We start from the raw sequence: 16090 nt of genomic DNA, 5'->3' as shown, positions 1-16090 counted from the left end.
GAATCGCAGCCGAGGGCTTCCGAAGGTCACGCTTCTCCCAGGCCCACCCTCATCCTGAGGTGCCGAAGCGAAGCGAAGGCCTCGAAGGAGGGCTCCAGGGATCGCAGCGCCTTCTGGAGGCCTCCTTCGAGGCTGCTGCGCAGCACCTCAGGACGAGGGTGGGGACGGGACGTCTCAGGTAAACAGAATTTCATGCAAGAATCGGTGCGATGAACTACAATTGGAACTGGCGGATCTTCTTCGACGCCTCGCCGGAAGGCAACGGCACCTATCTCGACATGCTGCTCTCCGGGCTCATGTGGACGATCGCCACCGCCCTGTGCTCGTGGATCATCGCGTTCTTCCTCGGCTCCCTGATCGGGGTGCTGCGAACCCTGCCGTCGAAGACCGCCAACGCCATCGGCACGGCCTATGTCGAGCTGTTCCGCAACGTGCCGCTGCTGGTGCAGATGTTCCTCTGGTACTTCGTGCTGCCCGAGGTGGTGCCGACGCGGTTCGGTGACGCGATCAAGCAGCTGCCCGATGCGCCGTTCTACACGGCCGTGGTGTGCCTGGGCTTCTTCACCGCCTCGCGTGTCGCCGAGCAGGTCCGCGCCGGCATCCAGTCGCTGCCGCGTGGCCAGCGCATGGCCGGCACCGCCATGGGCTTCACCACCTACCAGACCTACCGCTACGTGCTGCTGCCGAACGCCTACCGGATCATCCTGCCGCCGATGACCTCGGAATTCCTCAACAATCTCAAGAACACCTCCGTCGCCCTGACCATCGGCCTCTTGGAGCTGACCGCCCGAGCCCGCTCGATGCAGGAATTCTCGTTCCAGGTGTTCGAGGCGTTCACCGCGGCGACTCTGCTCTACGTGATCATCAACCTCGTGGTCGTCACTGCGGCGACCTACCTGGAGCGCGCCGTCGCGATCCCGGGCCAGCGCTGAGGCGCCGGCCCGCCCCTCGATTTCCCCGCTCCGCCGGCACCCGGCCACCGCGAACAGGCCCCGATGCTCTCGAATTTCGATTTCAATGTCATCCTCTCCTCCCTGCCCTACCTGTTCGGGCAGGGCATGGTCTTCACGGTGACCCTCACCGCCATGGCGGCGGTCGGCGGCGTGGTGATCGGCACCCTGCTGGCGATGGCCCGGCTCTCGAGCGTGCCGGGCCTCAGCCACGTGGCCAAGGGCTATGTCGAGCTGTGCCGCTCGCTGCCGCTGGTGCTGGTGATCTTCTGGTTCTACTTCCTGGTGCCGTATATCGGCGCCTACGTGACCGGCGCCTCGACCCCGATCCAGGTCGGCGCCTTCCCGTCCGCGCTGATCACCTTCATGGCGTTCGAGGCGGCCTACTTCTCCGAGATCATGCGGGCGGGCATCCAGTCGATCCCCAAGGGACAGACCGGGGCGGCCTTGGCGCTCGGGATGAATTACTGGCAGACCATGGCCAACGTCGTGCTGCCCCAGGCCTTCCGCAACATGCTGCCGCTGCTGCTGACCCAGACCGTGGTGTTGTTCCAGGATACGTCCCTGGTTTACGTGCTCTCGCTCACCGACTTCATGGGCGCCGCCTCGAAGGTCGCGCAGCGCGACGGCCGCCTCGTCGAGATGTATATCTTCGCGGCCATCGTCTACTTCGTGATCTGCTTCACGGCCTCGTTCCTGGTGCGTCGCCTGCAGCGCCGCGTCGCCATCATCCGCTGACCGACACTGGAGTCCGCGCCATGACCTCGACCCCGATGCCGGCCCCGTCCGTCAAGGAACCCGTCGCCGACGCCGCCCATGCCCCCCGGGATGCCGGGTTGCAGCCCGGCAGCCTCGTCTCCGGCGTGCCCGCGGCGGCCCCCGGCGAGACAATGATCTCGATCGACAACATCAGCAAATGGTACGGCGACTTCCAGGTGCTGACCAACTGCACCACGAAGGTCGCCAAGGGCGAGGTCGTGGTGGTCTGCGGCCCCTCGGGCTCGGGCAAGTCGACCCTGATCAAGTGCGTCAACGCCCTCGAGCCGTTCCAGAAGGGCCAGATCACGGTCGCCGGCACCAAGGTCATCGACAAGTCGACCAACCTGCCCAAGCTCCGCTCCCGGGTCGGCATGGTGTTCCAGCATTTCGAGCTGTTCCCGCACCTGTCGATCACCGACAACCTCACCATCGCCCAGCGCAAGGTGCTGGGGCGCAGCGCCGAGGACGCCAAGAAGCGCGGCCTCGACCTGCTGGCTCGGGTGGGCCTCAGCGCCCATGCCGACAAGTTCCCGGGCCAGCTCTCGGGCGGCCAGCAGCAGCGCGTGGCCATCGCCCGGGCGCTCGCCATGAACCCGGTGGTGATGCTGTTCGACGAGCCGACCTCGGCGCTGGACCCCGAGATGGTCGGCGAGGTGCTCGACGTGATGGTCGAGCTCGCCAAGGAGGGCATGACCATGATGGTCGTGACCCACGAGATGGGCTTCGCCCGCAAGGTCGCCGACCGGGTGATCTTCATGGATCGCGGCGAGATCGTCGAGGACGCCAAGAAGGAGGACTTCTTCGGCAGCCCCCGCTCCGAGCGCGCCCAGACCTTCCTGTCGAAGATCCTGCAGCACTGAGGAACCGCTACGCGCGATCCCCGATACGCCTGTGCGCGCCCGGGCTTGCCGCGGCTGGTCCGACGCATGAAGATCCGCCACGAGAAGCGAGGCCTCCGTCGCGGGCCGGGTGTCTTGATGGGCCTGACCCGCCACGATGGTGCCGCCGCCGCGCAACCTGCCGGGCTTTCCGGACGCCGTAAGGGTGAAGCCGAAGACGGCCCGGCCCGGCGGCGGTTTGAGGATGCGCTGGAAGGACCCAAGCGGCGCGATCTATGAATGGGACTACCAGCACGGGCACGTCGAGAAGTATGATGCGCGCGGCAGCCATCTCGGGGGATACGATCCGGTCACAGGCGGTGCATAGCGAGGGCCGACGGCACGAGGCGCCATGAAGGTCGACCATATCGTCGCCGGATACGACAAGGGCACGGAACGCCTGACCATCGAGCACGACGTCCCGGCCTCTCTCTTTGCGGAGGTGCGGAGCCTCGCTCAAGTGCCTGACACCGATCAGCTGGCTCTCAGCTCGTACCCGCTTAGCCTGTCGGCGATCCGCCGAATCGCCTCCCAGATCGCCGCGCCGCTGAACGTCGACGCGTACGATTGGTACTTGGAGCCGGTCACTCCCGAATCCTGACCGGCTCCATCTCGGCCTCGACCAGCTTGCGCTATGCCATCCCCGCCTGCGCCGCGCGATATTCCCGCCCGTGCCGGCAATAGCCCTCGACGATGCGGATCATCATCGCGCGCTTCTCGGCGTCCAGCGACGACAGGATCCGGGCCGGGCGGCCGCCCCAGAGGTAGCCGGCCTCCAGAATTTGCCCGGGATCCGTGGTGGCACCGGCCGCCAGCATGACGTCGTCGGCGATCAGCGTGCCGGGGGCGATGCTGGCGCCGATGCCGATCAGCGCCCGGGCGCCGATCCGGCAATCGGCGATCCGGACGTTGTGCGCGATGGTGGTGTCGCGCCCGATCACCACGCCCTCCCCGCGGGTGCGGACCGTGGTGTTGTCCTGGATGTTGGTGTCGGCCCCGACCACGATCGGCCCGACCTCGGCGTTGAGATCGCAGCAGAACAGCACGCTGGCGCCGGCTCCGAGGCTCACCCGCCCGCGCAGGCGCGCGGTCCGCGCCACGAACACGCTGTCCTCGACCTCCGGGGGCAGCCCGGGATCGGCGGCCGAACCGTCGCCCATCCGCTCGCGCAGGCGCTCGGCGCGCTCGGCGACTTCATCCGGGCCGATCGCCCGGCTCGGGCGGGCCGGGCTGCCGGCATAGGCGTAGCCGCCGTCGAGCTTCATGCGGGGGAACACCGTCGCGCCCGCCTCGATCACGGTGGTGTCGCCGATCTCGGCCCCGTCGAGGATCACGACGTCGTCCTCGATCACGACGTCGGAGCCGACCGTGCAGGCATGCACGACGCTGTTGCGCCCGACCGTGACCCGGTCGCCGACCTGGGTGCCGTGGGTGAGGGTCGCGATATGCACCGTCGAGCGGTGCCCGAGCCAGAACCTGTCCCCGAGGCTGATCGTCTGCCCGTCGGCGCGGATCACCGCCTCGTCACCGATCCAGGCCTGCGCGCCGATGCGGGCGGCGCCGATCACCGTGCTGCCGCGCCCGCACCAGACCGGGCGGCTCGCGAAATCCGGCAGGACACCCTCGTAGGGCAGGATCAGGTCGGGGGTCACATCGGTATCCTTCTCCGCCACGTGCCGGCCGATCGCGCGGGACCAGCGGCGAAAGCGGCTCTGCGTGCCATATAGAGGCGCGGCCGGGTGTGACAGGCGTGGGACGGTCCCGCGCCACCCGCACCCGCCGGACGAGGATCGTTGGACCGGACCATGACCGCCCCCGCCCCCAGCGTCGCCATCCAGGCCGAGCCCTTCGATACCGCCGCCGAGATCGCCCGGATCGGCGCTGAACTCGGCGGCCGGGCCGGGGCAGTTGTCACCTTCACGGGTCTGTGCCGGGACGAGGCCGGACGCCTCGCCGCCCTGGAGCTCGAACATTACCCCGGCATGGCCGAGGCCGAGATCCAGCGGGTCGCCGAGGAGGCGGTGACCCGCTGGCCGCTCCAGGCCATGCGGGTGATCCATCGCCACGGCCGGGTCTTGCCGGGCGACGGCATCGTGCTGGTGGTGACCGCCTCCAGCCACCGGGTCGCGGCCTTCGAGGCGGCGAACTTTTTGATGGACTACCTCAAGACCCGCGCGCCGTTCTGGAAGCGCGAGCACCTCGCCGACGGCACCACCGGCGGCTGGGTCGAGGCCGCCGCCCACGACGATGCGGCGGCCGAGCGCTGGAGCTGACGCGGCCTACAGGATCGCGTTGAGCAGCACCGCCGCGAGGCCGCCGGCGATGGCGATGCCGAGGATCACCACGCTGCTCAGCTGGTCCCCCGTATCCACGGTCCGGCCGGGGCCGAGGGAATGGGTGTAGGGCTCGGTGCTGCTCACGCGGTCTCTCCTTCATGCGTCCGGCTCCCCCGCGGGAGCGATTGCGCGGGCGGACAACGCGCGAAACGCCGTCCGGTCGCGGGGCTCCGCGCACAAGCTTGGTCGACAGCCGCACTTGACCCCAGGCGGCCCGAAGCGTTCGTGAGCCCGCGGTACGGGAGCCATGATGACGGACGGTAAGCTTCAAGATCTGGACGGCCCGGTCGGGCCCTGGCGCGGAACCCTGCCGCTGGCGGCCTCGGGAATCGCCGTCGTCTGCTTCACGGCGTTGCTGGCGCTGGCCTGGATGTCGGTGGGCACGCTGCTGCTGATCTTCGCGGGTGTGCTGCTCGGGGTGTTCCTCGACGGCCTGACCCGGGGGCTCGGCCATGTCCTGCCCCTGCCCCGGGGCCTGCGCCTGACCATCGCCAGCCTCGCGGTCGCGGTCGCGGCACTCGGCTTCGGGACCTATGGCGGCGCCACCATCGTGCAGCAGGGGCGCGACCTCGGCACCACGATCAAGGACCAGGCCGGCACGGTCTCGGGCTGGCTCTCCGAGCGCGGCATCGACGTGCCGAGCCTCGCCCCCCAGGGCGGCGGCAAGGACGGTTCGACCGAGTCCAGCCAGAAGGAGGGCGGCCTCGGCGGTCTCGCCAACGGCCTGCTCAAAGGCAGCAGCTCGATCGTCTCCGACGCCGGCAGCGTCCTCGGCCCGGCCGCCGCCGTCATCCTCGGGCTGTTCGACGCCCTCGGAAACCTGCTGGTGATCGCCTTCTTAGGGTTAGCCTTCGCGGCCGACCCGAAAGCCTACCGGGACGGCGCGCTACGCTTCGTGCCGCCGCAGAAGCGCAGGCGCGCGGCCAAGGTCCTCGACGGCGCCGGCGAGACCCTGCGGCATTGGCTGTTCGGCCAGCTGATCATCATGGCGGTGATCTTCCTCTGCACCTGGGCCGGGCTGGCCTTCCTGGGGATCGGCGGCGCGCTGATCCTCGGCCTTCAGGCCGGGCTGCTGGCCTTCGTGCCGACCGTGGGACCGCTGGTGGCGGGCATCGTGATCATCCTGGCGGCCCTGGCCTCGGGCCTGAAGGCGGTGATCGGCGCCGTGGGCGTCTACCTGGCCGTGCAGTGCCTGGAGAGCTACGGCCTGACCCCGTTCATCCAGAAGCGGGCCCTGGATATCCCCCCGGCCACGATCTTCGCCGGCCAGCTGATCCTGGGCGTGATTTTTGGGCTCTGGGGCATCGCCCTGGCTTTGCCGCTGATGGCGGTGATCAAGGTGCTGCTGGAGCAGCTCTACGTGGAGGACACGCTGCACGAGCAGCCGAGCAGTTGAGCCGCAGGTTGCAGGGCCTGGGACGGTGGGTGGTGATACCGCTCCAGCCTGAACCCTGCCGGCTTGGCCGTGGTGAAGCCTGAGGGCGGCAAACGGACGGATTGCTAAAAGCTCCCGCACGCCGCCCGCACTCATGAAACGTGAGCCGACAGCATCACCGCGCCGACCGAAACTCGATGCGGCGTCCATGCTGGACCGCGATACGGTCGAGGAGAATGTGCGGCACCGTCAGAGCGGACAGCATTTGAAGCGTCAGGGTTAGGAGGACGGCCGGAGCCTTCGAGCCGCCGGAGGCGTAGAGCGGCCAGAGCCCTGCGCCGAGCAGGAGGGTCAGCCCGAAGACCGGCAGAGCCGCGTGGACCGCGCGCCGAAGCGTATCGACACCCGGCGCCTTCGACGGATCCCGGATCAGGGCGCGGACATGGCGGGGGCCGTGAAGGCCGACGAAATACAGGGTGAAGGCGGTCAGCGGGGGAAGGATCCAGAAGGCAAGGGCGAGAAGCGCCATCTCGATGAGCACGCCCGCCCGCCGCTGCCCCGTCAGCAGCCAGACCGCCGTGACCGCGAGCCAAACCCAGGCCGCGGCCGCCCACCACACCGGAAGCTGCGGCATCGGCACGCGCGAGACGACGGCGAACAGCCCCGCGGTTTCGTCGGGCCGTAGCAGGGCCGGCAGGGCGATCGGCAGACCGCCGCGGACCAAAGCCTCGACGCGCCGGCCTGGGCCCGCATCCTCCTCGCCGAAATGCAGCACCGACAGCGCCAGGAAGCCCGCCAGGGTGGCGAGGGGCGCGACTTGCCACGCCAGGAGCACCAGAGCCGAAAGCCCGAGATACGGGACGGCGAAGACCGCGAACCACAGGCGTCCGTAGCGCGGGCGCAGCAGCGGTGCCGCTACGGCCCCGTCCAGGGCGCCGTGGGGCACCCCGAGGACGATCACGACCGTCAGCGCCACGAGCCAAGCCGTCTCGCGCGGCAGGAACGCGGAGGCGACGAGGCCGACAGCAACCAGCGCACCGGCCGGTCGCAGCAGCCTCGCCTCCGATACTCGGACGTGAAGGCGGCTCTCCCCGACAGACGTCCCGAAGGAGAGGATGGATGAAAGAGCCGCCATCCGCGTCAGGCCGCCCGGCGCAGCGAGGCGGATTTCGGGCCTTCCGCCAGGTCGCGGTCGACGGCGCGGGTCGTCTCCTTCGTGGCCATGATGCCGTAGACGACCTTGGCGGTGAGATCCAAGATCGCGATGACCGCCAGGGCCAGCGTCGGCGACAGGAAGCCGAGGCCGTCCTGGCCGATGAGCAGCACCACGGGGTAGGCGCACCAGACGGCGGTCAGGAACACGGCGTTGCGCATGAAAGCGCTGCGGACGTCGGCGCGCTCGCCGGCATTCTCCTCACGCAGCTGCACGAAGATCCCGTAGAACACGGCCACGAACGCGCCGCAGGAGATGGCGAACCACGTCCACTTCACCGCGGCGACATTCGACAGGCCGAAGGCCAGGGCCGTCACGATCATGATCAGGTCCGAGCCGATCAGGCCCCAGACGATGGCCGGCCGGCGCATGCCGGAATGCATCGCGGTCCGCGACAGGCCGAGCAGCAGCAGGGGCGTGGTGAACGTCCAGTCGATGTAGCGCGCGAAGTAGAATTGCCGCGCCACATCCGCCGCGTCGGGACCGGCGGGGAGGACCAGGCTCCCCTGTCCTGTCGCCATGGCGAAGTAGGAGCAGGCTGCGATGATCGGTACGATGCCGTGGATGATCCCATCGGCTTCTTCGGCAGGGGTCCGTCGCTTCGCCATGAACAGGATCACGGCGGCGCCGGCCGCCATGCCGGCAAAGCCGAGCCACAGCCAGAATTGAGGCGTCATTGATGTCTCGTTGGTCCAGGGATGAAACGCCTGCTCACGAACGTGGCGGCACCCTGCCCAATTGGCTTGCTTCAGGAATGTTGCATGGGACGACTGTCACAGGCGCGTGAACCCAACGACCTGGATGAAGCCGGAGGCCAGGAAATCTTCCCTGGTCGCCAAGCGGTCGTGGTCCCGTAGCTGGGAAGCTTTCTCTATCCTGCGGCATCGAATGTCCGCTGAGGAAACGACACAGACGCTGAGCGCGCCTGGCGATGGGCGAGAGGTGCCGGTGCGCAAACGCGCCCAGCCTCAGGAGCCGCGGACGATTCAGGCCGTGAACCACCCTTCGGCCCGGGCCCGGGCTTCGCACCGCGCCGGACTGACAGGGTGAGCCCGCAACTGCCTCGCGGGATTCTCCGCTTTGCGCTCGGCGCTGGCGGCCCGTCAGCCGCGTAGCGCATCCTCGATCATCCGGGCCACCGCCAGCGCCCGGCCGTCGTCACCGAAGCGGCCGATCACCTGGACGCCCACCGGCAGGCGCTCGCCCGGCACCGGCACGTTCACGCAGGGCACGCCCATCAGGGTCCAGAGCTGGTTGAAGCGCGGGTCGCCCGTGGAGGCCAGGGTCGCGGGGGCCGGGCCGGGGGCCGAGAAGGTCAGGATCGCGTCGTACTCGGCGAACAGGCCCTTGAGTACCCGGCGGGCCCGGTGGGCGTGGCGGCGGGCATCGTCGTATTCCGCGGCGGCGATCGCCGCGCCGGCATCGAGATGCTCCCGGACCCGGGGCGGCAGCGCATCGCGATGGGACTCGTACTCCCAGGCGAGCGCTAGGCGGCCCTCGTAATTCTGGATGATCCGGTGGCGCTCCCAGGCCAGCGCCAGCTCCGGCGGCAGCGTCACGTCGGTCACCTGCGCCCCCGACCGCTCGGCGGCCTGCCGCGCTCGGGCCAGGGCGGCCTCGGCCTCCGGCTCCGGCGCCTCCGCAAAATCTTGCCGCACGAGGCCGATGCGCGGCGCCGAGCCCGCCTCGGCCCGTTCGATCTCCGGGCGGCCGGTGACCAGCGCCAGGGCGTGGGCGACGTCCGCGACCCCGGCGGCGAACAGGCCGACCGTGTCGAGCGCCCAGGAATAGGTTTTGACCCCGACCGTCGGGATCAGCCGGAAGGACGGCTTCACCGCCGCGCAACCGCAATAGCTCGCCGGCCGGATCACCGAGCCCGCCGTCTGGGTGCCGAGCGCCAGGGGCAGCAGCCCCGCCCCCACTGCGGCGGCGGAGCCCGCCGAGGACCCGCCCGGAGTGTGGCCGGGATCGTGCGGATTGACCGTCTCGGTGGGGTCGCTGCTGGCGAAGGCCGTGGTGGTAGTCTTGGCCAGAGCCACCGCGCCGAGGCCCTTCAGGCGCGCCACCACGGAGGCGTCGCCTCGGGGCCGCCAGCCCGCGTAGAGCGCGGAGCCCATCTGGGTCGGCAGGCCGGCGCTGTCGATGATGTCCTTCACGCCCACCGCGATGCCGGCGAGCGGCCCGGATTCCGGGATGGTCGGGTTGTCGTCCAGCGTCACCAGCGTGCGCAGCTCCGGCTCCCGCGCGGCGATCGCCGCGCGGCACAGGTCGATCGCGCCCGAGGGCGTCAGGGTGCCGGCTTCGATGCGGGCGCGGAGATCGAGGATTGACAGCATTCTGTATTCAGTCCCCGGGCCGGGCCCCTGTCAACTCAAGCGCTCGCCGCCGAAGTGGAGGCCGGTTCGGCGTCAGCGAGCGCGTCACATCAAGGATTGGGAACCGTCTCCGATCGCTCGGCGATCGGGGACGGTTCTCGGAGGCCACAGGCCGGGCCATTCTCGAATCGGCGTTGACGAACGCTTTACGCAGTCGTGCGCATCGTCCGGGTCATGTGGCGTGGCGTATCCCTGTTCTCGGCCCTGGCGCTGTTCGGCGCGGGGCTCACCGCGTGCTCGATCAATCGGTTCGAGCGGCGCGACCCGTGGCGCGATCAGGCGGAGCAGGTCTGCCTGGCCAAAAAGCTGGTCGAGCCGACCGAGTTCATCACGCCGATCGCGGCGATGGACGGGCCGGGCCCGTGCGGCATGCAGCAGCCCTTCCGGGTAACGCGGCTCGCCGGCGGCACGGTGGTGATGAAGCAGCGGATGACGCTGGGCTGCCCGGCACTCGCCGAGGCCGAGGCCTGGCTCGCCGACACGATCCAGCCGGCGGCCGAGTTGTATTTCGGCGTGCCGGTGGCCGAGATCAACGCCGGCTCCTATTCCTGCCGCGGGCGCAACAACCAGCCCGGCGCCAAGCTCTCCGAGCACGGCTTCGGCAACGCCATCGACGTGATGTCGATCAAGCTCGCCGACGGCCACGTCATCACGATCAAGGGCGGCTGGCGTGGGACGGAGGCCGAGCAGGGCTTTCTGCGCGAGATCTTTCTGGGCGCCTGCCAGCGCTTCACGACCGTGCTGGCCCCGGGCTCGAACGTGTTCCACTACGACCACATCCACGTCGATCTCGCCCGGCACGACCCGCGCGGGCTGAAGCGGATCTGCCAGCCACTGATCAAGTTCACGCCTCAGCTCGGGACCGGGGTCGAGCGGCCCCTGTCCCGCCCGGTCCCGCCAACCCGCCAGCCGGCCGCCCCGCAGGCCCCGGTGGATATCGAGGAGGACGATCCCTACGGCGTCTCGCCGATGTCGAAGGCCGCGAGCCCGACCCAGGTCGCCCGCACCCCGGCCCGCGTGCCGGCGGCCACGGCCTACACCGCCGCGCCGCCGGTCCGGCCCGCGCCGCGCATCGCCGCGGCCGCCCCGGAAGAGCCGGTGGAGGATTACGACGAGCCGCTGCAGCTCGGCGCACCGCCGCCGAGCACGGGGCCGATCTACTGAGCCGCGGCCCCGGATTGCGGGACGATCGCGAGGTGGTAGTCTCGCGGCTTCCGCGGAGGGGGCGATGCCGGCGAGCTATATCCTGGACGAGCAGGACGAGCAGTTCGTGCGCGAGATGGTGGCGACCGGGCGCTACGCATCGGTGAGCGACGTGATGCGCGACGGGCTCCGCCTCGTCGAGGAGCGCGAGCGGCGTCGTGCCGCCAAGCTTGAGGCGCTCCGTCGGGATATCCGCGAGGGCTTGGACAGCGGTCCCTCCGCGCCCTTGGATATCGAAGCCGTCAAGGCCGAAGGCCGCCGCCGCTTGGCCGCCGTGCAATCCGTTTCCGAGCGCGGTGACTAGCATCGTCCGGCGCCCGCGCGCCGAAAAAGACCTTGTGGAAATCTGGGCTTACATCGCGCAGGACGACGTGCGGGCAGCCGGGCTGGTCGATCAGATTCAGGCCAAGCTCGTGTTGGTCGCCGATCGCCCGCTGATCGGCCGCGCGAGACCGGAATTGGCTGAAGCGCTGCGAAGCATCGCGGTTGGAAACTACGTCTTGTTCTATCAGCCGACGCCCGCCGGAATCGACCTCGTCCGGATCCGCAGCCGATATCTGGATCTGGACGCCTCCGACTTCGTGCCTTGACGATCCGCGGACGCCTTCCCGGCCTGGCAACCCGGCTTCGTCCAGGGGGCGGGCATGGTCGCCGCGCCCTGCCCCGGCACCGTGGCCGCCGGGCCGCACCGCCCGGTAAACCGCCGGTTCAATCCTAAGTCGACTTGACTGGCGCCCCCGCCGAGCCATCGTCTCGCGCATGCAGGACAGCACCCCCGCCGAGGCACGCGCCATGCGCCCGATCCTTCACAGCCTGGCCCTCGGGCTGGCCCTCCTCTCCGCCGCGCAGCCGGCCCTGGCCCGCTCGGCCCGGGAGGACATCGAGCCCGCCGAGGAGCGGATCTTTCCGTTCGACGCGCAGATCCCGGGCTGCCAGGACCCGAGCGTCCTAGAGCGGGTCTCGACCAACTTCGCCGAGAAGGAGGCGAAGTACTGGAATTCGTCGATGACGATCCGGTCCTTCGACACGATCGAGCGCACCGCCTGGCGGCCCTGGGGGCTGGACACGTATCCCCGCCGGTTCTGCTCGGCCACCGTCACCACCTCGGACGGCGTGCGCCGCAAGGTCGATTACTCGGTGCGCGAGAGCCTCGGCATCATCGGGGCGACCTGGGGCGTCGAGTTCTGCGTCCACGGCCTCGACCGCGACCTGGCCTACGCCTACGCCACGGCCTGCCGGATGGCGCGCCCCTGACCATGCGCGTCCGCGCCGCCTGCCTCGCCGGCCTGCTGCTCGCCGGGCCGGCCGCCGCCCAGGATGTCGGCGGCTTCAGCCGCCGGGGCGCGCCGGGCGATTTCGATTTCTACGTGCTGGCCCTGTCGTGGTCGCCGAACTACTGCGCGAGCGTCGGCGAGCGCCGGAACGACGTGCAATGCACCCCCGGCCGCGGCCTCGGCTTCGTGGTCCACGGGCTCTGGCCGCAATATGCCCGCGGCTACCCGCAGAACTGCTCCGCGGTGGAGCGCGCGCCGACCCGTCAGGCGCTGGAAGTCGCCGGGCAGGTCTATCCGAGCGAGGGGCTCGCCCGGCACGAGTGGCGCGCCCACGGCACCTGTTCCGGCCTCGACCCGGCGGCCTATTTCAACGCCGCCCGGGATGCGCGCCTCGCCGTGACGATCCCCGACGGGCTCAAGGGCGGCGGCGCCCCGCAGAGCCTGGCGCCGATCGAGATCGCCCGGCAATTCGTGGCCGCCAATCGCGGCCTGCGCCCCGACATGATGGCGGTGACCTGCACCCGCGGGCAACTCCAGGAGGTGCGGATCTGCTTCTCCAAGGACCTGCGCGGCTTCACCCCCTGCCCCGAGGTCGCCCGCGGCAATTGCCGCGCGCCCGAGGTGACGCTGGACGCCGCCCGCTGAATTTTTTTAGCCGGTTCGGGCGTTTGCCGCTGGACCGTGCACCCAGGATCCGCTTCAGGGCGCAGCCATGAACTATCGGCACGCCTTCCACGCCGGCAACCATGCCGACGTGCTCAAGCATCTCGTCCTGGCGCGGGTGCTCGCGCATCTCCGCCTCAAGGACAAGCCGTTCCGGGCGCTCGACGCCTTTGCGGGCCTCGGGATCTACGACCTGACCGCCGACGAGGCCTCCCGCACCGGCGAGTGGCGGGACGGCTGGGGCCGCATGGACGAGCCCTTCGCGCCTGACGTCGAGGCGCTGCTCGCGCCCTACCGGGAGGCCGTGGCGGCGGTGCAGGCCCGCTACGGCGCCACCGCCTATCCCGGCTCGCCCGCAATGATCCGCGAGGCTCTGCGGCCCGGCGACAAGGGCGTGTTCGTCGAGCTCCACCCGGAGGATGCCGCGACCTTGCACGCGCGCTACGAGCGCGACGGGCGCACCAAGGTCCTGAGCCTCGACGGCTGGACCGCGGTCAACGCGCAGATCCCGCCCCCGGAGCGCCGCGGCCTCGTGCTGATCGACCCGCCCTACGAGGTGCCGGGCGAGATCGACCGGCTCGGCAGCCATCTCGCCCGGGCGGTGGCGAAATGGCCGACTGGGATCTTCCTGGCCTGGTACCCGATCAAGGACGCGGCCGCGATCGACCGCATGGTCCGCGACCTCGACGCCGCCCTGCCCCGCCCGGCCCTGCGCCTCGACCTCCTGATCGACCGGCCGGACGACCCGACCCGGCTGTGCGGAAGCGGCTTGATCGTGGTCAATCCGCCCTGGCGCCTCGCCGAAGAGGCGCTGCTGTTCTTGCCGGCCCTCGCTCAGCGGCTGGCCCGCGGGGAGTTCGGCGGGTTTCGCTGCGATTCGCTTGGCCGTGAGAGCTGATTCGTCACTATTGATTCGGGCTGGTGAGCCGGAACAATTCTTTAAGACCTTTCATACATGGGCGGCCAACTCTGTTGTGGCGATAAAGCCACATTTCCCGGCCGACCCGCGCCGAGAGCCCAAGAATGACTAAAAACTAGGCAAGTGCTGTTTGTTTGCTTTTGTGTCATCGGCGGGTCGGTGTCAGCTTGGCCGGGAACCAATTTCAACGAGCTGCGACACCATGCTGAAGCGATCCACCCTGGCCGGCTTGGCCACCGTGCTGCTCTCCTCGACCAGCATCCTCGCGGCCGACCTGGCAGCTCCGGCACCTGTTCCCGTCGCGCCTCCGGCCGAGCCCTGCAAGGCCACGCTGCTGGGCCCGACCTATGCCGGCACGATCAAGGCCAACCCGAACCCGACCTGCTTCTCGGCTGGTCCGCTGGGTGACCTCTATGTCGGCGGTGCCGTCACCGGCTACGGCTACACCCAGACCAACCCGTTCGCGTCGTTCTCGACGCCGGCTGCTCCCAATGATCGGGATCGCGCCGCGCGGTTCGATTTCTCGAACATCCAGGGCATCATCCAGAAGCCCGAGGGCGCGTTCCAGTTCTACATCCAGGCCGGCGGCTATTCGATCCCGCAGCTCGGCTTCCCCACACTCGGGACGTTCACACAGACCGATCTGCTGTTCGGCCCGGTTCCCGTCGCCTACGGCAAGATCCAGATCAACGATGAATGGTCGGTCCAGGGCGGCCGGATGTTCACCCTGATCGGCACCGAGCTGCTGTTCACCTACCAGAACCTGAACATCAACCGCGGCCTCCTGTTCGTCCAAGAGAACTTCATCAACCAGGGCGTGCAGGTCAACTACAGCAGCGGCCCGCTCTCGGTCTCGCTCGCCGGCACCGACGGCTTCTTCTCGAACGAGATCACCTGGTTCACCGGTAACGTCGCCTACAAGCTCGACGACTACAACACGGTCGGTGTCAACGGCGGCCTGAACGTCGGGCGCACCAACGCCCTGGACCGCAGCGCCCGCTACCAGTTCGCCACGCCGAACGCGCAGCAGAACAGCGGCATCTTCAACATCAACTACACCTACGCGAACGGTCCGTGGATCGTCTCGCCGTACTTCCAGTTCACCAACGTCGAGCGTGACGTCCGCGTCGGGATCAGCAACACCGCCTCGACCTATGGCGGCGCCCTGCTGGCGGCCTACTCCTTCACCGACAATTTCTCGCTGGCCGGCCGCGTCGAGTACACCGAGCAGACCGGTGTGCGCGGCTCCGGTGGGACGAACCTGCTCGGCTTCGGCGCCGGCAGCAACGCCTTCTCGGTCACCGTCACCCCGACCTTCACGTTCGACCGCTACTTCTTCCGGGTCGAATACGCCCATGTCGAGCTGGGCGGCATCACCCGCGGGAACCTCGCCGAGGGCACGCTGGGCACCGGCTTCGGCCGCACCGGCAACCGCACCTCGCAGGACCGCTACATGGTCGAGACCGGCATCACCTTCTGACCGGACGTGCGATACCGGCCTTCGGGCCGGAGTGTCCTGAAAACCCCCGGGTGCGAGCCCGGGGGTTTTTTCGTGCGTGTGGAAAAATCTGAAATCGTTTCGCAAAGCCGAGCCTATCGCGCATCGACTTATGAATAGAAATACAGATTTGTTTTAGTCTCTCAATATTGGTGATGTATCTTGTTCTCGTAAGACAGTATAGGTAAGGCGCAAAGCGCCCGGAACTTGCGGCGGCAGGGGGCTATCACGTAGTGTCACTCTCCCGTCGCAAGCGGACGGGTCGAGGACTTTTGGAAATGCCGTTGATCAAAGTTTTGTCGGACACGTTGCGCAGTATCGCCACGCCCGGCATGACGCCGAAGGCGCTGCGCGCCGCCGTCCGGGAAAAGCATCCGGATGCGTCCAAGAAGGATATCGTGCGGGCGGCCTTCTATGCCCTGACCGAGGAGCGGTCGCAGGATGTCGTCGGCGTCGCCGAGCTCCACGGCTTCGCCCTCGTCGAGCGCGTGTCGGAGGACGAGCGGACCATCAAGGTCGAGGGCCACAAGAAGAAGCCGCGGCGGCCCAAGAAGGCCGGGGACGCCGCGCCGGCCGAGGCGGTCGAGGCCGTGAACTGACGGAGGCTGCCGACCGGTTGTCCGCCCGGCCGGCGGGATTCCGGTCGG

Annotated in this window: 20 protein-coding genes; 15 read left to right on the top strand and 5 right to left on the bottom strand. The window is 69.1% G+C overall.

Annotated features, from left to right (window positions below):
* The first annotated feature begins 209 nt into the window (after positions 1-209).
* The 5 genes from BM228_RS08655 to BM228_RS08635 all read left to right on the top strand — a co-directional run bounded on the left by BM228_RS08655 (position 210) and on the right by BM228_RS08635 (position 3188).
* On the top strand, positions 210-932 hold the full coding sequence (locus BM228_RS08655) for an amino acid ABC transporter permease (protein WP_092039024.1): 723 nt from the start codon (positions 210-212) through the stop codon (positions 930-932).
* Between the two features lie 63 nt (positions 933-995).
* Positions 996-1688, top strand: coding sequence for an amino acid ABC transporter permease (locus BM228_RS08650; protein WP_092039022.1), 693 nt, complete (start codon positions 996-998; stop codon positions 1686-1688).
* A 152-nt stretch (positions 1689-1840) separates the two neighbouring features.
* A complete protein-coding gene (locus BM228_RS08645; RefSeq protein WP_092039159.1) occupies positions 1841-2569 on the top strand; it encodes an amino acid ABC transporter ATP-binding protein in 729 nt (242 codons plus the stop codon).
* 136 nt (positions 2570-2705) lie between these two features.
* Positions 2706-2915 carry a colicin E3/pyocin S6 family cytotoxin gene (locus BM228_RS08640; RefSeq protein WP_092039020.1) on the top strand — a complete coding sequence of 70 codons (210 nt, stop codon included), beginning with the start codon at positions 2706-2708 and terminating at the stop codon, positions 2913-2915.
* Positions 2916-2939: 24 nt separating this feature from the next.
* Positions 2940-3188: a DUF7683 domain-containing protein gene (locus BM228_RS08635; protein WP_092039018.1), complete on the top strand. Its 249-nt coding sequence runs from the start codon at positions 2940-2942 to the stop codon at positions 3186-3188.
* Positions 3189-3219: 31 nt separating this feature from the next.
* Here BM228_RS08635 and BM228_RS08630 read toward each other — a convergent pair whose 3' ends face one another.
* Positions 3220-4239: a gamma carbonic anhydrase family protein gene (locus tag BM228_RS08630; RefSeq protein ID WP_092039157.1), complete on the bottom strand. Its 1020-nt coding sequence runs from the start codon at positions 4237-4239 to the stop codon at positions 3220-3222.
* Between the two features lie 153 nt (positions 4240-4392).
* On the opposite strand from BM228_RS08630, the gene BM228_RS08625 reads away from it, so the two are divergent.
* Positions 4393-4860 carry a molybdenum cofactor biosynthesis protein MoaE gene (locus BM228_RS08625; RefSeq protein ID WP_092039016.1) on the top strand — a complete coding sequence of 156 codons (468 nt, stop codon included), beginning with the start codon at positions 4393-4395 and terminating at the stop codon, positions 4858-4860.
* Between the two features lie 6 nt (positions 4861-4866).
* Here the strand turns inward: BM228_RS08625 and BM228_RS34610 are convergent, their stop codons facing one another.
* Positions 4867-5007 (bottom strand): hypothetical protein, encoded by a 141-nt coding sequence (locus BM228_RS34610; RefSeq protein ID WP_167367694.1) that lies wholly within the window; start codon positions 5005-5007, stop codon positions 4867-4869.
* 166 nt (positions 5008-5173) lie between these two features.
* On the opposite strand from BM228_RS34610, the gene BM228_RS08620 reads away from it, so the two are divergent.
* Complete coding sequence (locus BM228_RS08620) at positions 5174-6319, top strand: AI-2E family transporter (protein ID WP_208612004.1); 1146 nt, start codon at positions 5174-5176, stop codon at positions 6317-6319.
* Positions 6320-6473: 154 nt separating this feature from the next.
* On the opposite strand, the gene BM228_RS08615 is transcribed toward BM228_RS08620, so the two are convergent.
* From BM228_RS08615 to BM228_RS08605, 3 genes are all read right to left on the bottom strand, one after another.
* Complete coding sequence (locus BM228_RS08615; protein WP_092039015.1) at positions 6474-7433, bottom strand: Brp/Blh family beta-carotene 15,15'-dioxygenase; 960 nt, start codon at positions 7431-7433, stop codon at positions 6474-6476.
* A gap of 5 nt (positions 7434-7438) precedes the next feature.
* On the bottom strand, positions 7439-8188 hold the full coding sequence (locus BM228_RS08610; RefSeq protein WP_092039013.1) for a bacteriorhodopsin: 750 nt from the start codon (positions 8186-8188) through the stop codon (positions 7439-7441).
* A gap of 426 nt (positions 8189-8614) precedes the next feature.
* On the bottom strand, positions 8615-9847 hold the full coding sequence (locus BM228_RS08605) for an amidase (protein ID WP_092039011.1): 1233 nt from the start codon (positions 9845-9847) through the stop codon (positions 8615-8617).
* A gap of 213 nt (positions 9848-10060) precedes the next feature.
* Between BM228_RS08605 and BM228_RS08600 the strand changes: the two genes are divergently transcribed.
* From BM228_RS08600 to BM228_RS08565, 8 genes are all read left to right on the top strand, one after another.
* A complete protein-coding gene (locus tag BM228_RS08600; protein WP_092039153.1) occupies positions 10061-11050 on the top strand; it encodes an extensin-like domain-containing protein in 990 nt (329 codons plus the stop codon).
* Positions 11051-11114: 64 nt separating this feature from the next.
* A complete protein-coding gene (locus tag BM228_RS08595; RefSeq protein ID WP_092039010.1) occupies positions 11115-11393 on the top strand; it encodes a type II toxin-antitoxin system ParD family antitoxin in 279 nt (92 codons plus the stop codon).
* Positions 11386-11679, top strand: coding sequence for a type II toxin-antitoxin system RelE/ParE family toxin (locus BM228_RS08590; RefSeq protein ID WP_092039008.1), 294 nt, complete (start codon positions 11386-11388; stop codon positions 11677-11679). The genes BM228_RS08595 and BM228_RS08590 overlap by 8 nt, the downstream gene beginning before the upstream one ends.
* Before the next feature lie 202 nt (positions 11680-11881).
* Entirely contained in the window at positions 11882-12343 is a 462-nt protein-coding gene (locus tag BM228_RS08585; protein WP_092039150.1) for a hypothetical protein, read from the top strand.
* Between the two features lie 2 nt (positions 12344-12345).
* Positions 12346-13008 (top strand): ribonuclease T2 family protein, encoded by a 663-nt coding sequence (locus BM228_RS08580; RefSeq protein ID WP_092039006.1) that lies wholly within the window; start codon positions 12346-12348, stop codon positions 13006-13008.
* A 67-nt stretch (positions 13009-13075) separates the two neighbouring features.
* Positions 13076-13924 carry a 23S rRNA (adenine(2030)-N(6))-methyltransferase RlmJ gene (locus BM228_RS08575; protein WP_092039005.1) on the top strand — a complete coding sequence of 283 codons (849 nt, stop codon included), beginning with the start codon at positions 13076-13078 and terminating at the stop codon, positions 13922-13924.
* A gap of 223 nt (positions 13925-14147) precedes the next feature.
* The gene (locus tag BM228_RS08570) at positions 14148-15425 is read left to right on the top strand and encodes a porin (RefSeq protein ID WP_092039003.1); all 1278 of its coding nucleotides are present in this window, start codon (positions 14148-14150) and stop codon (positions 15423-15425) included.
* Between the two features lie 326 nt (positions 15426-15751).
* On the top strand, positions 15752-16042 hold the full coding sequence (locus BM228_RS08565) for a hypothetical protein (RefSeq protein WP_342030169.1): 291 nt from the start codon (positions 15752-15754) through the stop codon (positions 16040-16042).
* Positions 16043-16090: the final 48 nt, after the last annotated feature.

The organism is Methylobacterium pseudosasicola, assembly GCF_900114535.1.
GTDB classification, from domain to species: domain Bacteria; phylum Pseudomonadota; class Alphaproteobacteria; order Rhizobiales; family Beijerinckiaceae; genus Methylobacterium; species Methylobacterium pseudosasicola.
This window is presented reverse-complemented; position numbering and strand designations above follow the sequence as displayed.

What these genes read in the sequence shown, in the direction of transcription:
- BM228_RS08625 (WP_092039016.1), top strand. Translation starts at nt 4,393, where the DNA reads ATGACCGCCCCCGCCCCCAGCGTCGCCATCCAGGCCGAGCCCTTCGAT.
- BM228_RS08645 (WP_092039159.1), top strand. Translation starts at nt 1,841, where the DNA reads ATGATCTCGATCGACAACATCAGCAAATGGTACGGCGACTTCCAGGTG.
- BM228_RS08640 (WP_092039020.1), top strand. Translation starts at nt 2,706, where the DNA reads ATGGTGCCGCCGCCGCGCAACCTGCCGGGCTTTCCGGACGCCGTAAGG.
- BM228_RS08635 (WP_092039018.1), top strand. Translation starts at nt 2,940, where the DNA reads ATGAAGGTCGACCATATCGTCGCCGGATACGACAAGGGCACGGAACGC.
- BM228_RS08585 (WP_092039150.1), top strand. Translation starts at nt 11,882, where the DNA reads ATGCGCCCGATCCTTCACAGCCTGGCCCTCGGGCTGGCCCTCCTCTCC.
- BM228_RS08575 (WP_092039005.1), top strand. Translation starts at nt 13,076, where the DNA reads ATGAACTATCGGCACGCCTTCCACGCCGGCAACCATGCCGACGTGCTC.
- BM228_RS08580 (WP_092039006.1), top strand. Translation starts at nt 12,346, where the DNA reads ATGCGCGTCCGCGCCGCCTGCCTCGCCGGCCTGCTGCTCGCCGGGCCG.
- BM228_RS08620 (WP_208612004.1), top strand. Translation starts at nt 5,174, where the DNA reads ATGACGGACGGTAAGCTTCAAGATCTGGACGGCCCGGTCGGGCCCTGG.
- BM228_RS08595 (WP_092039010.1), top strand. Translation starts at nt 11,115, where the DNA reads ATGCCGGCGAGCTATATCCTGGACGAGCAGGACGAGCAGTTCGTGCGC.
- BM228_RS08605 (WP_092039011.1), bottom strand. Translation starts at nt 9,847, where the DNA reads ATGCTGTCAATCCTCGATCTCCGCGCCCGCATCGAAGCCGGCACCCTG.
- BM228_RS08570 (WP_092039003.1), top strand. Translation starts at nt 14,148, where the DNA reads ATGCTGAAGCGATCCACCCTGGCCGGCTTGGCCACCGTGCTGCTCTCC.
- BM228_RS08610 (WP_092039013.1), bottom strand. Translation starts at nt 8,188, where the DNA reads ATGACGCCTCAATTCTGGCTGTGGCTCGGCTTTGCCGGCATGGCGGCC.
- BM228_RS08600 (WP_092039153.1), top strand. Translation starts at nt 10,061, where the DNA reads ATGTGGCGTGGCGTATCCCTGTTCTCGGCCCTGGCGCTGTTCGGCGCG.
- BM228_RS08655 (WP_092039024.1), top strand. Translation starts at nt 210, where the DNA reads ATGAACTACAATTGGAACTGGCGGATCTTCTTCGACGCCTCGCCGGAA.
- BM228_RS08615 (WP_092039015.1), bottom strand. Translation starts at nt 7,433, where the DNA reads ATGGCGGCTCTTTCATCCATCCTCTCCTTCGGGACGTCTGTCGGGGAG.
- BM228_RS08650 (WP_092039022.1), top strand. Translation starts at nt 996, where the DNA reads ATGCTCTCGAATTTCGATTTCAATGTCATCCTCTCCTCCCTGCCCTAC.